A 19,527-nucleotide genomic window follows, 5' to 3' on the forward strand; every position below is an offset into this window, starting at 1 on the left:
GGGTCGTCCGCCTGGCACTCTTCCCACGCGAGTGCCAGCATTCCCCGGCCCAGTGTACGGCCGTCGGGTACACCCTGGGCAAGGTCGGGCCGTGCCACCGGGTCGTAGCGCTAGCGTCGCGGGTATGACCGTGACTTGGGAAGAGCTGGGGTGGGAACGGCTGGCGGCCGGGGTGGGGCGGTGCCGGCTGCCGGGCTGGGACTGCACGGCAGGGCTGGTCGTGGGCGAGGGGACGGCGCTGCTCGTGGACGCGGGGTCCAGCCTGGCGGAGGGGGTCCGGCTGCGCACGGCGGCCGAGGACCTGGCGGGCGGCCGTGTGACCCATCTCGCGCTCACCCACCCCCACTTCGACCATGTCTTCGGCGCGGCGGTGTTCGCCGGGGCCGAGGTGTACGGGGCGGTCGGCCTGGACGCGGTGTTCGCGTTCGAGCGGGCGGAGCTGCGGCTGGACGCGGTGCGCAACGGGCTGCCGGTCGCCGACGCCGACGAGGCGGTGGACGCGCTGGTCACGCCCCGCCACCTGGTGTCCGGCGAGTGGACGCTGGACCTCGGCTGCGGCCGCCAGGCGCTGCTGGCCAACGTGGGTCCGGGCCACACCGCCCACGACCTCGCGGTGCTGGTCCCCGGCTCCCCGGAGGTCGTCTTCTGCGGCGACCTGGTGGAGGAGTCCGGCGAGCCCCAGGCCGGCCCGGACGCGGTCCCCGCCCGCTGGCCGGACGCCCTGGACCGGCTGCTGGCACTGGGCGGCGAGGACGCGGTGTACGTACCCGGACACGGGGCGGCGGTGGACGCGGCGTTCGTACGGCGTCAACGGGACGAGCTGGCGGCGCGGTTCGGCGTGATCTGAACGGCGGTTCTCTTCGCATTCCGGCGTGTCGCGCTGGTCACGGCACGGCTTCTCCTATCGTCATCCGAATGCGCCAGTACTCCGCCGACCTCACCCCTCCGTGGAAGAAGAAACCGAAACCGGCGCCGGAGGTCCCGGCCGACCCGGGGTTGGTGGTGGAGGAGGCGGGCACCGGGTTCTGCGGGGCGGTGATCCGCTGCGAGGCGGGCACGGTGACCCTGGAGGACCGCTTCGGCAAGCACCGCGTCTTCCCCCTGGAACCGCGCGGCTTCCTGCTGGAGGGCAGGGTCGTCACCCTGGTCCGCCCGGCCGCCTCCCCCGTACGTCCCACCCGTACGGCGTCCGGCTCGATCGCCGTCCCCCAGGCACGCGCGCGCGTGGCCCGCGCCGGCCGGATCTACGTGGAGGGCCGGCACGACGCCGAGCTGGTCGAGAAGGTCTGGGGCGACGACCTCCGCGTCGAGGGCGTGGTGGTGGAGTACCTGGAGGGCGTGGACGACCTGCCGGCCGTCGTGGAGTCCTTCGCCCCGGGCCCCGACGCCCGCCTGGGCGTCTTGGTGGACCACCTGGTGCCGGGCACCAAGGAATGGCGGATCGCGCAGTCGGTCACCAGCGAGCACGCCCTGGTCGTCGGTCATCCGTTCATCGACATCTGGCAGGCGGTGAAACCGGCCGCACTGGGCATCGAGGCGTGGCCGGCGGTGCCGAAGGGCCAGGACTGGAAGACGGGGGTGTGCCGGGCACTGGGCTGGCCGGCGGAGAACACCGGCGCGGTGTGGCAGGCGATCCTGAAGCGGGTGGGCTCCTACAAGGACCTGGAACCGGAACTGCTGGGCCGCGTGGAGGAACTGATCGATTTCGTCACGGGTAGCGGTGGGGCCTGACGTCGGGAAGGGTTCCGAAGTCGCTGGTGTCGAGTTCGAGCCCGAGATCGTCCATCCGGACCGGCTCGCCGAACTTGATGATTTCCTGAGTGAAGTAGTCGGCATCCTCCCTTTGGCCCTCGGGCCTCGTCAGCAGGACACAGTGCGCCATGATCGGGTCGATGACGAGGTAGGTGGGAATCCCGCCCGCCGCGTAGATCGAGCGCTTGACCACGTAGTCCTGGTGGACGCTGGATTTGGAGACGACCTCCACCACGGCCGTGACCAGCTGTGACGGCAACAGACGGCCCGCGGCAGGCAGAGCGTCCGGCGCCGCGACCACCAGATCCGGGACAGGCATGCTCTCCTCGCCGACGATGCCCACGTCCTGGGTCTGGAGGGGATACCACCGCTCCAGCGGAATCTGCCTCTGTGTGTGCAGCACGATCAGGTTGTGCACCAGATCGGGGCTGGCCGTCATCACGATTACCCCCCGGAGAAGCTCTGCCTTGACGCCCTCGGGAGGCTCGATCTCGTCGAGGTATCTGGCCATTCCACGCTCGTCCACAGCGGTCATCTCCGTGGCCTCCACATCCGCCGCGTCCTTTTGGCGGCAGCCTACGAACCAGGTTAGGGACCGAACCGGCGCTCCGGGGGGATTCACTCACCCGAGTGATCAGTCCACCAGGTCCCGGACCACCGCGTCCGCCAGCAGGCGTCCGCGCAGGGTCAGTACGGCCCGGCCCTCCTCGTACGGCTGCTCCTGGAGGAGGCCGGCCGTCAGGGCGCGGCGGGAAGCCGCGAGGCCCTGTTCCTTCAGCAGGGACAGGGGGACGCCCTCGCGCAGCCGCAGTTCCAGGAGGATGCGTTCCACGCGGCGGTCCTCGTCCGACAGGAGCTCGCGGCCGGCGCCCGGGGAGCGGCCGTCCGCCAGCGCCGCCGCGTACGCGCCGGGGTGCTTCACGTTCCACCAGCGCACGCCGCCCACGTGCGAGTGCGCCCCCGGTCCGGCGCCCCACCAGTCGGCGCCGCGCCAGTACAGCTCGTTGTGCAGGCAGCGGCCCGCCTCGGAGGTGGCCCAGTTGGAGACCTCGTACCACTCGAAGCCCGCCCGGCTCAGCGTCTCCTCGGCGATCAGGTACCGGTCGGCGTGCACGTCGTCGTCGGTCATCGGGACCTCGCCCCGGCGGATCCGGCGGGCCAGCTGGGTGCCCTCCTCCACGATGAGCGCGTAGGCGCTGACATGGTCGGGCCCGGCGCCCAGGGCGGCCTCCAGCGAGGCCCGCCAGTCGTCGTCGCTCTCCCCCGGCGTGCCGTAGATCAGGTCCAGGTTCACGTGCTCGAAGCCCGCCGCCCTGGCCTCCGCCACGCACGCCTCGGGGCGGCCGGGGGTGTGGGTGCGGTCCAGGACCTTCAGCACGTGCTGCCGGGCGCTCTGCATGCCGAAGGAGATCCGGTTGAAGCCGCCCTCGCGGAGGGTGGCCAGGTAGGCGGGGTCGACGGAGTCCGGGTTCGCCTCCGTGGTGATCTCCGCGTCCGGCGCGAGACCGAACTCCTCGCGGATCACCCCCAGCATCCGTACCAGGTCCCCGGCGGCCAGCAGCGTCGGCGTACCGCCCCCGACGAACACCGTACGGACCTCGCGGGGGTCGTCGCCCAGCACCTTCCGCGCGAGCCGGATCTCCTGGACGAGGGTGTCGGCGTAGTTGTCCCGGGAGGCGAGCACTCCCCCGGTGCCGCGCAGCTCGGTCGCGGTGTAGGTGTTGAAGTCGCAGTAGCCGCAGCGGGTCGCGCAGTACGGGACGTGCAGGTAGAAGCCGAGCGGGCGGGCGGCGGCCCCGGCGAGCGCGGAGCCGGGCAGCGCGCCGTCGGCGGGGACGGGCTCGCCGTCGGGGAGTGCGGAAGGCATGCCTTCCATTGTCCAGCACCGCGCGCGTTGCCCCGGCGGTGCGCGGACCGGGGGCGTCACTCGGCCTGGAGCACCAGCAGGGCCAGGTCGTCCCCGGGCAGGTCGGTGCCGAAGTCGTGGACCAGGCGCCGGATGCGCTCCGCGATCAGCTCGGCGCCGAGCCCGGCGCAGCCGGACAGGGCGTGGGCGAGGCCGTCGCCGTCGTCGAACTGGCGGCTGCCGGAGCGCCGCTCGGTCACCCCGTCGGTGACGCACAGCAGGCTGTCACCGGACCGCAGCTCCACGGTCTCGCTGGTGTACGTCTCGTCCTCCACCACACCGAGCAGGGTCTGCGGGCGGGCGACCGTGCGTACGGTGCCGTCCGGGGCGAGGACCAGCGGCAGCGGGTGACCGGCGGAGGCGAGGGTGCAGCGGACCCCGTCGGCGTGCGGGGTCAGTTCGCCGTACAGGAGGGAGAGGAAGCGCGTCTGCGGGCCGTCCCCGAGGCCCGGCGGCCGGCCCCCGGCGGCGACCAGGGCGCGGGCCGCGGCGTCGGCGGCCTCGGTGGCGTCGTCCAGCAGCAGCTGGTTGAGGCGGTCCAGGACGTCGGCGACGCCGTAGCCCTCGCGGGCGAGCAGCCGCAGCCAGGGGCGGGCGAGGCCGATCACCACGGCCGCCTCGGGGCCCTTGCCCTGGACGTCGCCGATGGCGAAGCACCAGCGTCCGTCGCCCGCCGGGAACAGGTCGTAGAAGTCGCCGCTGGGGCCGCCCTGGTCGCAGGGTTCGTAGACGAGCGCGCTGCGCACGCCGGGGATCTCGGCGACCGCGCCGGGCAGCAGACCGCGCTGGAGCACGGCGCTGATGGTGGCCTGGCGGGCGTACTGGCGGGCCGCGCCGATGGCCAGGGCGACCCGTCGGCTCAGGTCCTCCACCAGGCCGGTGATCTCGTCGGGGAAGCCGGCCGGACCGCACCGGCCGATGACCAGCGTGCCGAGCGGCCGGCCGCCCGCCAGCAGCCGGTAGGCCAGCGCCGTGCCGTCGGTGCCGTGCGGGCCGAGCGCGTGGCCCGGCCAGGGGTAGGGCTCGGGACCGGAGCGCGTTGCGTCCGGCGGGCGCGGCGGCTCCTTCTCCAGCGCGGCGCGCAGTTCCTCGATGCGGGCCTCGCTGGCGTGCCAGACCCGGGCGGGTCCGTCGCGGGCGCCGCCGCGGACGGTCGCCTCGTCCTCAAGCCAGACCGCGCACCAGTCGGCGAGCCGGGGCACGATCAGCTGGCCGGTGAGCGCGGCGACCAGGTTCTCGTCGAGCTGTCCGGCGAGCAGGTCGGAGGCCTCGGCGAGGAAGGACAGGGCGCCCCGGCCGAGCCAGTCCCGGTCGCCGTCGGCGCGGTGCGGCTGCGGGGCGAGGTCCTCGGCGACCTCCAGGGCGGGCCCGGGGGCGGGGCCGTCCAGGGCGTCGCTGCCGCCCGGGGGCAGCCGGGCCCAGACGGTCTTGGCTCCGGCGCGGTAGGTGACGCCCCAGGATTCGGCGAGCGTGGCGACGAGGCGCAGCCCGCGCCCGTACTCGGGGGTGTCGTACGGCGCCTCGCCGCCGCCGGCGTCCCGTGGGGCGCGGGAGGGGTGCCGGTCGGACACCTCGATCACGAACGCGCCGGTCTCCTCCAGCCGCCACTCGACGTGCACGTCCGTGCCGGCGTGCACGACGGCGTTGGTGACCAGCTCGCTGACGACCGCCATCGCGTCGTCGGCGAGCCGCGCCGGAACGCCGGGCGCCTCGGCCAGCGCGGCCCGCACCAGCGCGCGGGCCGACCCCGGCGCGAGGGGGCTGCCGGGCAGCGTGGCCCGCCCCCGCGCCGCGTCTGGCTGGGACTCGCTGTCCCGCTGTGCGGGTATGGCCGCCATGTCCATGCGGCCAGGGTGACAGACCGGACCCGCCTATAAGCGCCGAGTCACGGAACTGACCGGAAGACGGAACCTTTCGAGCGCCGGTGAGCGTTAACTTCGAGCGTCGGTGGCGTGGAAGGGCGTGGGGCCGCGCTGCCGTACGGCCGCGCCGGCCGGCGTGAAACCGTGGCCGGCCCGCCCTCGCCCCGGCGGTCTACGCCTCTCTGGCGCCGGCGTACATCTCGTCGATGAGGTCCTTGTACGTCCGCTCCACCACCGGCCGCTTCAGCTTCAGGCTCGGCGTGATCTCACCGTGTTCCACATCGAGGTCGCGCGGCAGCAGCCGGAACTTCTTGATGGTCTGCCAGCGCTGGAGCCCGGCGTTGAGCTGCCGCACGTACCCGTCGACCATCTCCACCGTCTGCGGCGCGGCGACGACCTCGGCGTACGACCTGCCCTCCAGGCCGTTCTCCTTCGCCCACTGGAGGATCGCGGGCTCGTCCAGGGCGATCAGCGCGGTGCAGTAGTTCCGGTCGGCGCCGTGCACGAGGATGTTGGACACGTACGGGCACACCGCCTTGAACTGGCCCTCGACCTCGGCCGGCGCGACGTACTTGCCGCCGGAGGTCTTGATGAGGTCCTTCTTGCGGTCGGTGATCCGCAGATAGCCGTCGGGCGACAGCTCGCCGATGTCGCCGGTGTGGAACCAGCCGTCGGACTCCAGCACCTCGGCGGTCTTCTCGGGCTGCTGGTGGTAGCCCTGCATGATGCCGGGGCCGCGCAGCAGGATCTCGCCGTCGTCGGCGATGCGGACCTCGGTGCCGGGCAGCGGCTTGCCGACCGTGCCGGTGCGGTAGGCCTCGCCTGGATTGACGAAGGAGGCGGCGGAGGTCTCGGTGAGGCCGTAGCCCTCCAGGATGTGGATACCGGCGCCGGCAAAGAAGTAGCCGATCTCGGGCGCGAGCGCGGAGGCGCCGGAGACACAGGCGCGCAGCCGGCCGCCGAAGGCGTCGCGCAGCTTGGCGTACACGAGGGTGTCGGCCACCTTGTGCTTCGCGGCGAGCCCGAACGGCGCCGAGGCGACACCGGTGCGGCGGAAGTTGTCCTGGGTGACCTTGGCGTACTCGCGGGCGACCTCGGCGGCCCACTGGAAGACCTTGTACTTGGCCGCGCCGCCCTCGCGGGCCTTGGCCGCCACGCCGTTGTACACCTTTTCGAAGATGCGCGGCACGGCCGCCATGTACGTCGGCCGCACCACCGGAAGGTTTTCGATGATCTTGTCGGCGCGGCCGTCGACCGCGGTGACGTGCCCGACCTCGATCTGGCCGGAGGTGAGCACCTTGCCGAAGACGTGCGCGAGCGGCAGCCACAGGTACTGGACGTCGTCGATGGTGACCAGGCCGGTCGCGGCGATCGCCTTGGCCATGTACGACCAGTTGTCGTGCGGCAGGCGCACGCCCTTGGGGCGGCCGGTGGTGCCGGAGGTGTAGATGAGGGTGGCGAGCTGCTCCCTGGTGATCGCGCCGACCCGCTCCTTGATCAGCTGCGGGTGCTGCTCCAGGTAGGCGGCGCCGCGCTTCTCCAGCTCGGCGAGGCTGATCACCCAGTCGCCGGGCTCCACGCCGGCCGGGTCGATCACCACGACCTTGGCGAGCGCGGGCAGCTCGGGGCGCTTCGCCACGGCCTTGGCCAGCTGTGCCGCGTCCTCGGCGACCAGTACGCGGCTCTCGGAGTCGGAGAGGATGAACGCGGACTCGTCGGCGTTGGTCTGCGGGTAGATGGTCGTGGTGGCACCGCCGGCGCACATGATGCCGAGGTCGGCGAGGATCCACTCGACCCGGGTGGAGGAGGCGAGCGCCACCCGCTGCTCGGGCTCGATGCCCAGCTCGATGAGCCCGGCCGCGATCGCGTACACCCGCTCGGCCGCCTGAGCCCAGCTGAGCGACGCCCAGTCGTCGGGGCCCTCACCCGCGGCCGGCGGAACGGGGTAGCGGTAGGCCTCGGCGTCCGGTGTGGCCGCCACGCGCTCCAGGAAGAGGGCCGCCACGGACGGCGGACGGTTCTCGATCAGGGTCTGTGTGTCGCTCACGACATCCTCCGGGGGCCCGCGACGGTGCGGCTGGCTCGGTGCGGCTGGGTTGACTCACGGTGGGGTGGGGGGACTGTTGTTTAACTCGCGAGTAACTAACGAGCAGGGATCAGGGTAAGGCGCGGCCGCCCGCCGCGTAAGGGGCATCGGCCTGACACTTTCCGACACGGGGCCGCGCCCGCTACGCACGGGGGCCCGCCGCGCTTTCGCACGACGGGCCCCCCGCATGCCCGCTTCGCGGGCGTAACCGGCCGTAACCGCCGGTTACTTCTTGCCCTTGGCCGACCCCGCACCGTCATCGCTGGACAGGACGGCGATGAAGGCTTCCTGCGGAACCTCCACGGAACCCACCATCTTCATCCGCTTCTTGCCTTCCTTCTGCTTCTCCAGCAGCTTCCGCTTACGGGAGATGTCACCGCCGTAGCACTTGGCGAGGACGTCCTTGCGGATGGCGCGGATGGTCTCGCGGGCGATGACCCGGGAGCCGATGGCGGCCTGCACCGGCACCTCGAAGGCCTGCCGGGGGATCAGCTCCTTGAGCTTGGCGACGAGCCGCACGCCGTACGCGTACGCCTGGTCCTTGTGGGTGATCGCGGAGAAGGCGTCCACCTTGTCGCCGTGCAGCAGGATGTCGACCTTGACCAGGGAGCTGGTCTGCTCGCCGGTGGGCTCGTAGTCCAGCGAGGCGTAGCCGCGGGTCTTGGACTTCAGCTGGTCGAAGAAGTCGAAGACGATCTCCGCGAGCGGCAGGGTGTAGCGGATCTCGACGCGGTCCTCGGAGAGGTAGTCCATGCCCAGCAGCGTGCCGCGCCGGGTCTGGCACAGCTCCATGATCGAGCCGATGAACTCGGTCGGCGCGAGGATCGTGGCCCGCACGACCGGCTCGAAGACCTCGTTGATCTTGCCCTCGGGGAACTCGCTCGGGTTGGTGACCGTGTGCTCGCTGCCGTCCTCCATGACCACGCGGTAGACCACGTTGGGGGCGGTGGCGATCAGGTCGAGGCCGAACTCGCGCTCCAGCCGCTCCCGGATCACGTCCAGGTGCAGCAGGCCGAGGAAGCCGACGCGGAAACCGAAGCCGAGGGCGGCGGAGGTCTCCGGCTCGTAGACCAGCGCGGCGTCGTTCAGCTGGAGCTTGTCCAGGGCCTCGCGCAGCTCCGGGTAGTCGGAGCCGTCCAGCGGGTACAGACCGGAGAAGACCATCGGCTTCGGGTCCTTGTAACCGCCGAGCGCCTCGGTGGCGCCCTTGCTCTGGCTGGTGACCGTGTCGCCGACCTTGGACTGCCGGACGTCCTTCACGCCGGTGATGAGGTACCCCACCTCACCGACGCCGAGGCCGTCGGCCGGCAGCATCTCCGGCGAGCTGACACCGATCTCCAGCAGCTCGTGCGTGGCGCCGGTCGACATCATCTTGATGCGCTCGCGCTTGTTGAGCTGGCCGTCGATGACACGGACGTACGTCACGACACCGCGGTAGGAGTCGTAGACCGAGTCGAAGATCATCGCGCGGGCGGGCGCGTCGGCGACACCGACCGGTGCCGGGATCTCCTTGACGACCTTGTTCAGCAGCGCGTCCACACCGAGACCGGTCTTCGCCGAGACCTTGAGCACGTCGTCCGGTTCGCAGCCGACCAGGTTCGCCAGCTCCTCGGCGAACTTCTCCGGCTGCGCGGCCGGCAGGTCGATCTTGTTCAGCACCGGGATGATCGTGAGGTCGTTCTCCATCGCCAGGTAGAGGTTGGCGAGGGTCTGCGCCTCGATGCCCTGGGCGGCGTCGACCAGGAGGATGGTCCCCTCGCAGGCGGCCAGCGACCGCGAGACCTCGTAGGTGAAGTCGACGTGCCCGGGGGTGTCGATCATGTTGAGGATGTGGGTCGTGCCCTGGTCGGGGCCCTCGGTCGGGGCCCAGGGCAGACGCACCGCCTGGGACTTGATCGTGATGCCGCGCTCGCGCTCGATGTCCATCCGGTCGAGGTACTGAGCACGCATCTGCCGCTGCTCGACCACACCGGTCAGCTGGAGCATCCGGTCGGCGAGCGTGGACTTGCCGTGGTCGATGTGCGCGATGATGCAGAAGTTGCGGATCAGAGCCGGGGCGGTACGGCTCGGCTCGGGCACATGGTTAGGGGTCGCGGGCACGCAGGGTCCTGTCTCTTGAGGCGCCTTATGCCTCGGGTCGGATCGTTACGTAGTCTCCATGGTCCCACGGGGAGGGACCTAGGGCCGTTTTGGGCTGCCCGGAGGGCCACTGGTACTGTAGATGGCTGTGCCTCATGCCCTCTCAGCGCGAGGCGCGACAGAAAATTTTGGATCACCGGCACGGGACCCGAGCGGCCCCGTGCCTGAACCTGAAAAGGCTCCTTCGTGGCGAACATCAAGTCCCAGATCAAGCGGATCAAGACCAACGAGAAGGCCCGGCTGCGCAACAAGGCCGTCAAGTCCTCTCTGAAGACCGCGATCCGCAAGGCCCGTGAGGCCGCTGCCGCGGGTGACGTCGAGAAGGCCACCGAGCTGCAGCGCGCTGCCGCTCGTGCGCTCGACAAGGCCGTCTCCAAGGGCGTCATCCACAAGAACCAGGCCGCCAACAAGAAGTCGGCGCTTGCTTCCAAGGTCGCTTCCCTCAAGGGCTGAACCTCCTTTCTGATCTGATCGCCGGAAAGACCCAGAGCGGGCCCTCTCTCATCCGCTCCCGACCGGCACCCCCGGAACCACGCGCGGCCTGCGTTCGCCACGCGGGCGTGGATCCACAAGCTTGATCCAACGGCCCCGGCACCTTCGCCTTTCCCCAAGGCGGGCGCCGGGGTCTTTGGCATGTCCGGGGAGCTTTTGGCGTGCCTGGGAGGGGTGGGGCGCCAAAGTCTCGGTGGGCGGTCGGTCGACCGGTGCCGGCTCTTCGGTGAGCGGAGCCGGGCATGCGGTGCCTGGGGGCGCCGGGTTGTCCGGTGGGCGTGAGTGCCAGTTGTCCGGCGCCCGTGTTTCGTGGGGCGAGGTGCGCCTGCCAGTGGCTCATCGGGAGGCGGGGCGGGCCGGCCCACCCCCGCCGGACCCTGCCGCGGCCCGTCGGTGGGCTGGAGCCCTCCGGTCAGGCCCGGCCTCTGGAGCGGGCGGCCCGGGCGATCACCACGACCGCCTTCTCCAGGGCGTATTCGGGGTCGTCGCCGCCGCCCTTCACCCCCGCGTCCGCCTCCGCGACCGCTCTGAGTGCCACCGCGACCCCGTCCGGCGTCCAGCCCCGCATCTGCTGGCGCACCCGGTCGATCTTCCACGGCGGCATGCCCAGCTCACGCGCCAGATCGGCCGGCCGGCCGCCCCGGGCCGAGGACAGCTTGCCGATCGCCCGCACGCCCTGCGCCAGCGCGCTGGTGATCATCACCGGCGCCACGCCTGTCGCCAGCGACCATCTCAGGGCCTCCAGCGCCTCCGCCGTACGCCCCTCCACGGCCCGATCGGCGACCGTGAAGCTGGAGGCCTCGGCACGCCCCGTGTAGTACCGCCCGACAATCGCCTCGTCGATCGTCCCTTCCACGTCGGCGACCAGCTGCGAGACCGCCGAGGCCAGCTCCCGCAGGTCGCTCCCGATGGCGTCGCAGAGCGCCTGGCACGCCTCGGGGGTGGCCGACCGCCCGAGGGAACGGAACTCGCCCCGCACGAAGGCCAGCCGGTCCGCCGGCTTGGTCATCTTCGGGCAGGCCACCTCCCTGGCGCCCGCCTTGCGCGCCGCGTCCAGCAGCCCCTTTCCCTTGGCGCCGCCGGCGTGCAGCAGCACCAGGGTGATCTCCTCGGCCGGCGAACCGAGATACGCCTTCACGTCCTTGACCGTGTCGGCGGACAGGTCCTGCGCGTTGCGTACGACCACGACCTTGCGCTCCGCGAAGAGCGACGGGCTGGTCAGCTCGGCGAGTGTGCCGGGCTGCAGCTGGTCCGGAGTCAGGTCACGTACGTCCGTGTCGGCGTCGGCGGCCTTGGCGGCGGCCACCACCTCCCGCACGGCACGGTCGAGCAGGAGGTCCTCCTGGCCCACGGCAACGGTCACCGGGGCGAGAGGGTCGTCATTCGCAGTCTTCCTGGCCATCGCTTACAGCATCCCACGCGGCACTGACAGCCAACCGGCTCCGCCACCCTGAGCGGTCCCGGAGCGGACCCTGAGGACGGCTCGGGGTCAGGGCTCCTCGCGCCAGCCGTCCCACTCCCCCGCGAACGCGTCCAGCTCGGCGGGGTCGAGCCGCTCGCCCTCGTCCCGCAGGACCACCAGCCACTGAGCATCCTCGGCGTCGTCCTCGCCGGCCAGCGCGTCCCGGACGAGCCGGGGCTCCTCGTCGATCCCGAACCGCTCCCCGAGCACCTCCGCCGCTTCCTCGGCGGCGTCGCGGTCGGGCAGCACCAGCACGTGTCTCACATCGCTCACCGGCCCATTCTCCGGCACCCGGCGGGGGCCTCCGGCCCGGGTTCGGTCGACCTCTGTTCCAGGTCGGCCGAGGTCGGCCGGTACGCATGCGCTGCGCCGCCGGTACGCGTGACATCCGCCCGCTACGCAGGACATTCGCCCAGCCCTCGTGGCACCCGACCAGTACTCGGGGCACCCGCCGCAGGGACGCGCTCGTCGGCCTGGCAGTCGCTGTGCCTCCCCAGCCCGCCCGGGTGAGTCCGCGGTCAGCTCTTCGGCACGATCTGCACGTCGAGGTCGACACGGATGCTCGGTCCGACCGCCGCGATGCCCCGGGCCAGCATCGACTGCCAGCTGATCGTGAAGTCGTCCCGGTGCAGCTCGGTGGTGGCCCGGCAGGCCGCCCGAGTCTCGCCCTCCACGCCGTTGCCGAGCCCGAGGTACTCGCTGTCGAGCGTGACCGTGCGGGTCACACCGTGCAACGACAGCGCCCCGGTGACCGCCCACCGACTGCCGCCCTTGTGCACGAAACGGTCGCTGTAGAACTCCAGCGTCGGGAACCGCTGCACGTCCAGGAAATCCGCCGACCGCAAGTGGTCGTCGCGCATCCGGATGCCCGTGTCGATGGAGGACGCGTCGATCACCACGTGCATCGCCGACTGCTCCATCCGCTCGGCGATCCGCACCACCCCGGCGAAGGCGTTGAACCGCCCGTGGATCCGGGCCAGTCCGATGTGCCGTGCGGTGAAGCCGATCGAGGAGTGCGCGGCATCTATGTCCCAGTCGCCCGGCGCCGGCGGTTCCGGCGGCTGGGCCACCTGGAGCGTGACGTCGCCCAGCGAGGCAAGGGAGTTCTCCCCCACCAGCGCGGTGGCCCGGTACGGCGCGTAGCCCTCGGCCGCCACCGCGAGCCGGTACTCCCCCGCCGGCACCATGGCCAGGAACAGACCGTAGGGGTCCGTGCCCCCGGTCACCACCCGGCGGCCCATGGCGTCACTGACCGCCAGTTCCGCGCCCACCACGGGCTCGTTGACCGGATCGACCACCCGGCAGCTGAGCACTCCCGCGTGCGGTGGTGTCCGGACCCCCGCCAGGGGATTCGACCGTTGCACCCGGTTTCCCCGGCTACCCAACAAGCGACCGAACATCCACGACACCCCTGTACCCCTCGACATGATCGACTGTCGAAGGTTCATTCGATCACCGATGCGGCTTTCGAGGCAACACGAACCCACATCACAGGAATCCACTGCATGCGCCGGGACTGATCCGAATTAGTCGTTCGGGTCAGGATTTCACACAGCCGCCACACAACCCCTCCCGTGTGACACCGGGTCAGGCGCGCGACGACGGGTCAGCGTGCGCTCGCCACCCGCAGTTCCCCCTCCCTCCCTCCGCTCCCGGTCAGCGCGAGCGCCCCGTCCCGGTCGGTACGCAGGACCGTCGCCCCGCCGCTGCGCAGGGCGGCCACGGTCGACGGTGCCGGATGGCCGTAGGGGTTGTCGGCACCCGCGGAGACGAGTGCCACCCGGGGCGCGGCGAGGCGCATCAGCAGGGGATCCTGATAGGCCGAGCCATGGTGGGCCACCTTCAGGACATCCACCCCGGCCAGGCCGGCCGCCGCCGGAGACCGCAGCAGGGCCTGCTGGGCCGGGGGTTCAAGGTCCCCGAGCAGCAGCAGTCGCAGCCCGCCCGTGCGTACGAGCAGCGTGACGCTGGCGTCGTTCGGCCCTTCCGGCTGGAAAACCGGACCGGGTACGGGGGCCGAAGCGGCCGCGGAGACGGAACCGGGTACGGAGGCGAGGCCGGGCGCGGAGGCGGAACCCGGTAGGGAAGCTGGACCGGGCACGGAGGCCGGACCCGGTGCGAAGCCAGGCGGTCGCGTTCCCGAGGGCGCCTTGGCCGGCTGGGGCGGGGGCCACAGGACCCGCCAGGTCAGCGGTCCGACGCGTCGTTCCTCTCCGGCGGCGGCCGTCACGACCGGGATGTGCCGCTCGGCCGCCTCCCTCCGGACGAAGCGCGCCTGGTCCGCCGGCTCCGCGAGCCCGGTGGTCTCGATCGCGGCCACCGAGCGGCCCCGCAGGACACCGGGCAGGCCCGCCACGTGGTCGGCGTGGAAGTGGGTCAGGATCACCAGGGGGACGCGGGTGATGCCCAGCCGTCGCAGACAGTCGTCGACCAGCGCGGGATCCGGTCCCGCGTCCACGACCACCCCGGTTCCCTCGCCCGCCGCCAGCACCGTCGCGTCGCCCTGCCCGACGTCGCACATCGCGAATCTCCAGCCGGGCGGCGGCCAGCCCGTGATCACCCGGGTCAGCGGCGCCGGCCGGGTCACGGCCAGCACGAGCAGCATGCCGAGCAGTCCGCACCAGACGGGGTGCCGCAGCAGTCTCCGGCCGATCAGCACCACGACCACGGTGACCGCCGCGAGCGCCAGTGCCCCGGGCCAGCTCCCCGGCCAGTCCACACCCGCGCCGGGCAGCGCCGCCCCGGCCCGGGCCACTCCGGCGATCCACCCGGCAGGCCAACTCGCGCACCATGCCAGCGCCTTGGCCACCGGCATCAGCAAGGGCGCCGTCGCGAGCGCCGTGAACCCCAGCACTGTGGCCGGTGCGACCGCCACCTCGGCCAGCAGATTGCACGGCACCGCCACCAGGCTCACCCTGGCCGACAGCACCGCCACGACCGGCGCGCAGACGGCCTGGGCCGCGGCAGCCGCCGCCAGCGCCTCGGCGAGCCTCGGAGGAACCCGGCGCCGCCGCAACGCCTCGCTCCAGCCCGGCGCCAGCACCAGCAGTGCGCCGGTGGCCAGCACCGACAGCAGGAAGCCGTAACTGCGGGCCAGCCAGGGGTCGTACAGCACCAGCAGCAGGACGGCCGTGGCCAGGGCCGGGATCAGCGATCTGCGGCGCCCGGTGGCCAGGGCGAGCAGCGCGACGGCGCCGCAGACCGCGGCCCGCAGGACGCTGGGGTCCGGCCGGCAGACGACCACGAAGCCCAGCGTCAGCGCTCCCGCGAGCACGGCCGTCATCCTCAGTGAGAGGCCCAGGCGTGGGGCCAGGCCCTTGCGTTCGGCCCGTTGGGCCAGGCCCGGCGGCCCGATGAGCAGCGCGAGCAGGACGGTGAGGTTGCTGCCGGAGACGGCGAGGATGTGGGCCAGGTCCGTCTCGTCGAAGGCGTGGTCCAGCTCGGGTGTGATCCGCGAGGTGTCTCCGACGACCAGTCCGGGAAGCAGCGCCCGCGCGTCCCCCGGCAGGTTCTCGGTGGCCTCGCGCAGGCCCGCTCTGAGCCGGCCGGCGAGCCGTTGCGGTCCGCTCGGCCCCGCCACGATCCGGGGGGCCGGCCGGCCGCGCACCCGTAGCACGGCCGCTGTCCGGTCACCGCCCGTGAGCGCGGGCGCCAGCCGGCCTCCGACCCGGAGCCGCGTGGACGGCAGCAGCCCGAGCCAGGCGGCTCGCCCACCCGGCCTGTGCCGGCCGGCTTCCGTCGGCGGCCCGGGACTCCGGCTTCTCCCGGTGCTTCCCTCTGGTGCCGGGACATCCGCGTCCACGATCAACAGCACGGGCGTCCGGATCCGCATCCGCCGTCCGTCGGCCGCCTCCACGCTCCGCACCTCGGCCCGCGCCAGCACCGCCACCGGTGCCAAGTGATCGCCGCTCACCCGTGGGCTGCTCAGCCAGGGATCGCCGGTCAGCTCGACCTCGGCGGTGACGGTCGCGGACCGCCGGGCCAGCTCGGGCACCGGCCCGCGCCGCACGTCGGCCCCGTGCAGTCCGGCGGAGACGGCCGCCGCCGCGGCACAGAGCAGCACGGCGGCGACGGTGGCCCGCGCCCAGCGAAACCGGCCCCACACCCACCCGGCCACCCCGGGCCAGGCGGCCCGTCCGGCCTGCCCGGCCCGTCTGGTGTGGCCGGCGTGTCCAACCTGCCCGGTGCGTTCAGCCTGCCCCGCCCGCCCTGGCTGCCCTGGCCGCCTCGTCTGCCCGGCCGTCCCTCTCGTCCTCCCTGTCCGCCCCGCCCGGCCCGATGGCCGCGTCGACAGCAGCAGGACACCGCCGAGCAGGCAGCAGACGACGGTCCCGACGGTCCAGGCCACCGGTGCGTCGAGGGTCAGGGCCGCCGTGCCCCAGGCCGCGAGCGCGGACGGCACCAGGCGTAGGTCCAGCGGGCCGTCCCGGCTGGTTCGCGCGGTCCCGCTCCCCTCGTGCCCGGCGCCCGGGCCGGCCTCGTCGAGCGCGCGGTTCACGGCCGTACCAGGTCGCGCAGGTCGGTGAACCGGCTGTCGCCGATGCCGTTGACCTCGCGCAGTTCGTCCACGGAACGGAAACCGCCGTGCTGGGTGCGGTAGTCGATGATGTGCCGGGCCAGTACCGGGCCGACTCCGGGCAGCGTGTCGAGCTGGTCCGCGGTGGCGGTGTTGAGGGAGACCGGCGCGGCCGGGCCCGTGCCGGTCGCGTCGGAGAGCTGCCCGGCGGCCGGGCCGGCTGGAGCGGCGGCTCCTGCGGAGGCGCCGACGAGGACCTGCTCGCCGTCGACCAGGAAACGGGCCCGGTTGAGCCCCTCCGTGCTCACCCCCGGCCGGACCCCGCCCGCGGCTCGCAACGCGTCGGCCACCCGGGCACCGTACGGCAGCCGCAGGATTCCCGGTTTGCGGACCTTGCCGCCGACATCCACGACGATCTCCGCGCCGGGTGTCGCCGAGGCGGGCCCGGCCACCGCGGTCGCCGGCCCCTCCTCCTTCTTGGGGAGCGGCGCCTGTGCGCGGACCACTTGCGGGGCGCTCACGGACTGGGGCCGGCCGGACCAGAAGTGCTGCCCGGCGAAGACGGCCGCCACCACGAGCACCACGGCCAGCGCCACGACCGCTCGCCGTTCCACCCCGTACCGCGCCTGGAGCCACACCGGCATCCGCTCCCGCAGGGCCAGCGCGGCGCGTTCCCGCCAGCCCGGAGCCGTGGGCACCCCCGTCACTCGCGGCTCCTCCGGATCCGGCGACCGTGTGTCACCGGCCTGTTCGTCCTCCGGCGAGACGACGGATGGCGGGGGCGGTGGGACCAGGCCGGCCGGTGAGCGCGGCGGAACCGTGGCCCGCTCCGGCACAGCCGTGGCGACCGACCTCGCCGGCACCGTCGGCCGCACCGGCTCCGGCTCCGTTTCCGGCACCACCGGCCGCACCGGCTCCGGCTCCGTTTCCAGCACCACCGGCCGCACCGGCTCCGGCTCCGTTTCCAGCACCACCGGCCGCACCGGCCGCAGCGCCATCCCCGGCATCGTCCCTGCCGCCCCCGGTGCTGCCCCCGACCCCGGTGCTGCCCCCGGCACCGGCCCTGCCGCCCCCTCCATCCACCCCGCTGACGCCGACGCACCCGCGGAGCTCACCGGATCGGGCGGTGCGTTCCCGGACTCCCGCCACTGCACCGCCCGTTCGCCGAAGAGGAGTTCCGCCCGGCGGCGCAGTTCCTCCGCCGGTGCGGGCGAACGGCGGCGGGCGCGACGGTGTTCGGCAGGGCGGAGGTCGGGAACACCGTGTTCGGCAGGGCGTGGTCCGGGAACGCCGTGTTCGGCGGGGCGAGACTCGGGGTCGCCGTGCTCGGCGGAGCGAGGCTCGGTGGCCCCGTATTCGGCGGGGCGGGGAGCGGTGACGCGGTATCCCGTGGCGCGGCGGTGCCGGACGCGGCCGTCGGAAGCCGGGCCACGGCCGGGGCCGCTGGTCGGGGTCGCGACGCGGGAGCGAGATCGAAGTGCCATGCGACGAGGATGGAGCACTTCGCCACATCACGATGATCTTGGTGAATTCCCGTGCATTACTGCCCGGTTGTGGATAACTCCGCCACCCGCACGAGTGAAACCTACGGGCCGGCGGCCCCGCCCCGGCCTCAGCGAGGCGAGACGACCGCCCCCAGCAGACCAGGCCCGGTGTGCGCCCCGATCACCGCTCCCACCTCGCTGACATGCAGGTCGGCCAGGCCCGGGACACGTGCCCGCAGCCGGTCGGCGAGTGCGGCGGCACCGTCGGCGGCGGCGAGATGGTGAACGGCGATGTCGACCTCCGCGTTGCCCGCCCGCTCCACGGTGAGCTCCTCCAGACGCGCGATCGCCCTGGACGCCGTACGCACCTTTTCGAGCAGCTCGATACGGCCGTCCTCCAGCTGGAGCAGGGGTTTGACGGCGAGCGCGGAGCCCAGCAGCTTCTGCGCGGCGCCGATGCGGCCGCCTCGGCGCAGATAGTCGAGGGTGTCGACGTAGAACACGGCGGATGTGCCGGCGGCCCGCTTCTCGGCGGCCGTGACGGCCTCGTCCACGGTGCCGCCCGACTCCGCGGCCTCGGCGGCGGTGAGCGCGCAGAAGCCGAGCGCCATCGCGACCACCCCGGTGTCCACCACCCGCACGGGCACCGGTGCCTCACGCGCCGCGAGGACCGCCGCGTCGTAGGTGCCGGACAGTTCGGCGGACAGGTGCAGGGAGACGATGCCGTCGGCCCCGGCTTCGGCGAGTCTGCGGTAGGTCTCGGCGAACACCTGGGGGCTGGGGCGGGAGGTGGTCACGGCGCGCCGCTTCTGCAGCGCCTGGGCGAGGGAGCGGGTGGAGATCTCGGTGCCCTCTTCGAGCGCCTGGTCACCGAGGACCACGGTGAGCGGGACCGTGGTGATGCCGTGACGCTCCATCGCCCGGGGCGGCAGGTAGGCCGTTGAATCGGTGACGATCGCGACATGGCGGGACATGAGCTGGAGGTTACCTGGCGTAGTGCCCGCTCGGCAGCCCGGCCCCTGCCGTGTGCCCGGGGAGCGGTCCGCTCATGTGGTGCTCTCGGGGCGGGGCTTCTTCTGCCACGGGACGGTGGGGCGCCACGAGGGTCCGGCGATCGCGTCGGGAGCGGGCCGCGCGGTGGCGTGGGCACCGGCCGCCTGGGCCCGCGCCTGTCCCGTGGCAGGGCCGTCGGCGGGGGCGGCGGAGGCGTCGGGCCAGTGCGAGGACGCCTGGCCGGGTTCGGTTCTCGTCCAGTGGCGCAGGGCGTCGGCCTCGATGTCGATCTGGGCGCTGAGGTGGTCCAGATCGTCGTCGGAGAAGCGGCGGGCGCGGTCGCGGACGGCCCAGCGCAGGGAGTCGGCGGACTGGGTGATGCGCTCGGTGCGCGCGCGGAGTTCGGGCAGGCGCGCGGCGAGTGTGGCCCGGTCGGGCTCGGTCTCCAGCCGCTTGAGGTCGGCGTCCAGGTCGCGCCCGTGGACGCTGAGCCGTTCGAAGAGGGCGAGGGACTCCTTAAGCGACTCGTCCTCGGCCACGCCCGCGTGCAGTGCGTCCTGTGTGGCGCGCATGGAGGTGCGCAGTGCGAGCCGCAGCCGGGCGATCTCCCCGGCCGGCCCGGGCTGGGCGACGGACTTGGCGCGCAGGGTGTGGTCCTCGACCGTGCGCCGGGCTTGCGCGAGGGTCCGGTCCACCCCGCGCTTGGTGGCGCGGACGGCCTTCACCGTGGCGTAGGCGCCCAGGCCGACGAAGATCAGGAAGAGCAGGGCGAACACGGTGAGCACTACGTCCATGGCGCTCCTCCTCCGGTCGGTGCGGTACGGCCCGCTGCGCC

General features: G+C 72.9%; 15 protein-coding genes. 3 read left to right on the forward strand and 12 right to left on the reverse strand.

Annotated features, from left to right (window positions below):
- The first annotated feature begins 124 nt into the window (after positions 1-124).
- Positions 125-847 carry an MBL fold metallo-hydrolase gene (locus tag IH25_RS0107355; protein WP_030604956.1) on the forward strand — a complete coding sequence of 241 codons (723 nt, stop codon included), beginning with the start codon at positions 125-127 and terminating at the stop codon, positions 845-847.
- Between the two features lie 68 nt (positions 848-915).
- On the forward strand, positions 916-1,731 hold the full coding sequence (locus IH25_RS0107360) for a DUF3097 domain-containing protein (RefSeq protein WP_030604958.1): 816 nt from the start codon (positions 916-918) through the stop codon (positions 1,729-1,731).
- Here the strand turns inward: IH25_RS0107360 and IH25_RS0107365 are convergent.
- From IH25_RS0107365 to lepA, 5 genes are all read right to left on the reverse strand, one after another.
- The gene (locus IH25_RS0107365) at positions 1,709-2,287 is read right to left on the reverse strand and encodes a Uma2 family endonuclease (RefSeq protein ID WP_030604962.1); all 579 of its coding nucleotides are present in this window, start codon (positions 2,285-2,287) and stop codon (positions 1,709-1,711) included. The genes IH25_RS0107360 and IH25_RS0107365 overlap by 23 nt on opposite strands.
- A 99-nt stretch (positions 2,288-2,386) precedes the next feature.
- A complete protein-coding gene (gene hemW, locus IH25_RS0107370; RefSeq protein WP_030604965.1) occupies positions 2,387-3,619 on the reverse strand; it encodes a radical SAM family heme chaperone HemW in 1,233 nt (410 codons plus the stop codon).
- A 56-nt stretch (positions 3,620-3,675) separates the two neighbouring features.
- Positions 3,676-5,496 (reverse strand): SpoIIE family protein phosphatase, encoded by a 1,821-nt coding sequence (locus tag IH25_RS0107375; protein ID WP_030604967.1) that lies wholly within the window; start codon positions 5,494-5,496, stop codon positions 3,676-3,678.
- 196 nt (positions 5,497-5,692) lie between these two features.
- Positions 5,693-7,567, reverse strand: coding sequence for an AMP-dependent synthetase/ligase (locus IH25_RS0107380; protein ID WP_030604970.1), 1,875 nt, complete (start codon positions 7,565-7,567; stop codon positions 5,693-5,695).
- A gap of 264 nt (positions 7,568-7,831) precedes the next feature.
- Positions 7,832-9,706 carry a translation elongation factor 4 gene (gene lepA, locus IH25_RS0107385; protein WP_030604973.1) on the reverse strand — a complete coding sequence of 625 codons (1,875 nt, stop codon included), beginning with the start codon at positions 9,704-9,706 and terminating at the stop codon, positions 7,832-7,834.
- 225 nt (positions 9,707-9,931) lie between these two features.
- Here lepA and rpsT point away from each other — a divergent pair, with 225 nt between their 5' ends.
- The gene (rpsT, locus tag IH25_RS0107390; protein WP_004001350.1) at positions 9,932-10,198 is read left to right on the forward strand and encodes a 30S ribosomal protein S20; all 267 of its coding nucleotides are present in this window, start codon (positions 9,932-9,934) and stop codon (positions 10,196-10,198) included.
- Between the two features lie 451 nt (positions 10,199-10,649).
- Here the strand turns inward: rpsT and holA are convergent, their stop codons facing one another.
- The 7 genes from holA to IH25_RS0107425 all read right to left on the reverse strand — a co-directional run bounded on the left by holA (position 10,650) and on the right by IH25_RS0107425 (position 19,486).
- Positions 10,650-11,639, reverse strand: coding sequence for a DNA polymerase III subunit delta (gene holA, locus IH25_RS0107395; protein ID WP_030604975.1), 990 nt, complete (start codon positions 11,637-11,639; stop codon positions 10,650-10,652).
- A gap of 87 nt (positions 11,640-11,726) precedes the next feature.
- The gene (locus IH25_RS0107400) at positions 11,727-11,972 is read right to left on the reverse strand and encodes a hypothetical protein (RefSeq protein WP_030604977.1); all 246 of its coding nucleotides are present in this window, start codon (positions 11,970-11,972) and stop codon (positions 11,727-11,729) included.
- Positions 11,973-12,217: 245 nt separating this feature from the next.
- Positions 12,218-13,099, reverse strand: coding sequence for a YceI family protein (locus IH25_RS0107405; protein WP_030604980.1), 882 nt, complete (start codon positions 13,097-13,099; stop codon positions 12,218-12,220).
- Between the two features lie 206 nt (positions 13,100-13,305).
- Entirely contained in the window at positions 13,306-16,197 is a 2,892-nt protein-coding gene (locus tag IH25_RS0107410) for a ComEC/Rec2 family competence protein (RefSeq protein WP_030604983.1), read from the reverse strand.
- Positions 16,194-17,213, reverse strand: coding sequence for a ComEA family DNA-binding protein (locus IH25_RS0107415; protein WP_078844164.1), 1,020 nt, complete (start codon positions 17,211-17,213; stop codon positions 16,194-16,196). Before IH25_RS0107415 ends, IH25_RS0107410 begins: the two co-directional genes overlap by 4 nt.
- 614 nt (positions 17,214-17,827) lie before the next feature.
- Positions 17,828-18,673 carry a DegV family protein gene (locus IH25_RS0107420; RefSeq protein ID WP_030604989.1) on the reverse strand — a complete coding sequence of 282 codons (846 nt, stop codon included), beginning with the start codon at positions 18,671-18,673 and terminating at the stop codon, positions 17,828-17,830.
- A gap of 72 nt (positions 18,674-18,745) precedes the next feature.
- Complete coding sequence (locus IH25_RS0107425; protein WP_030604991.1) at positions 18,746-19,486, reverse strand: hypothetical protein; 741 nt, start codon at positions 19,484-19,486, stop codon at positions 18,746-18,748.
- Positions 19,487-19,527 lie beyond the last annotated feature (41 nt).

It is taken from the genome of Streptomyces achromogenes subsp. achromogenes, assembly GCF_000720835.1.
GTDB classification, from domain to species: Bacteria; Actinomycetota; Actinomycetes; order Streptomycetales; family Streptomycetaceae; genus Streptomyces; species Streptomyces achromogenes.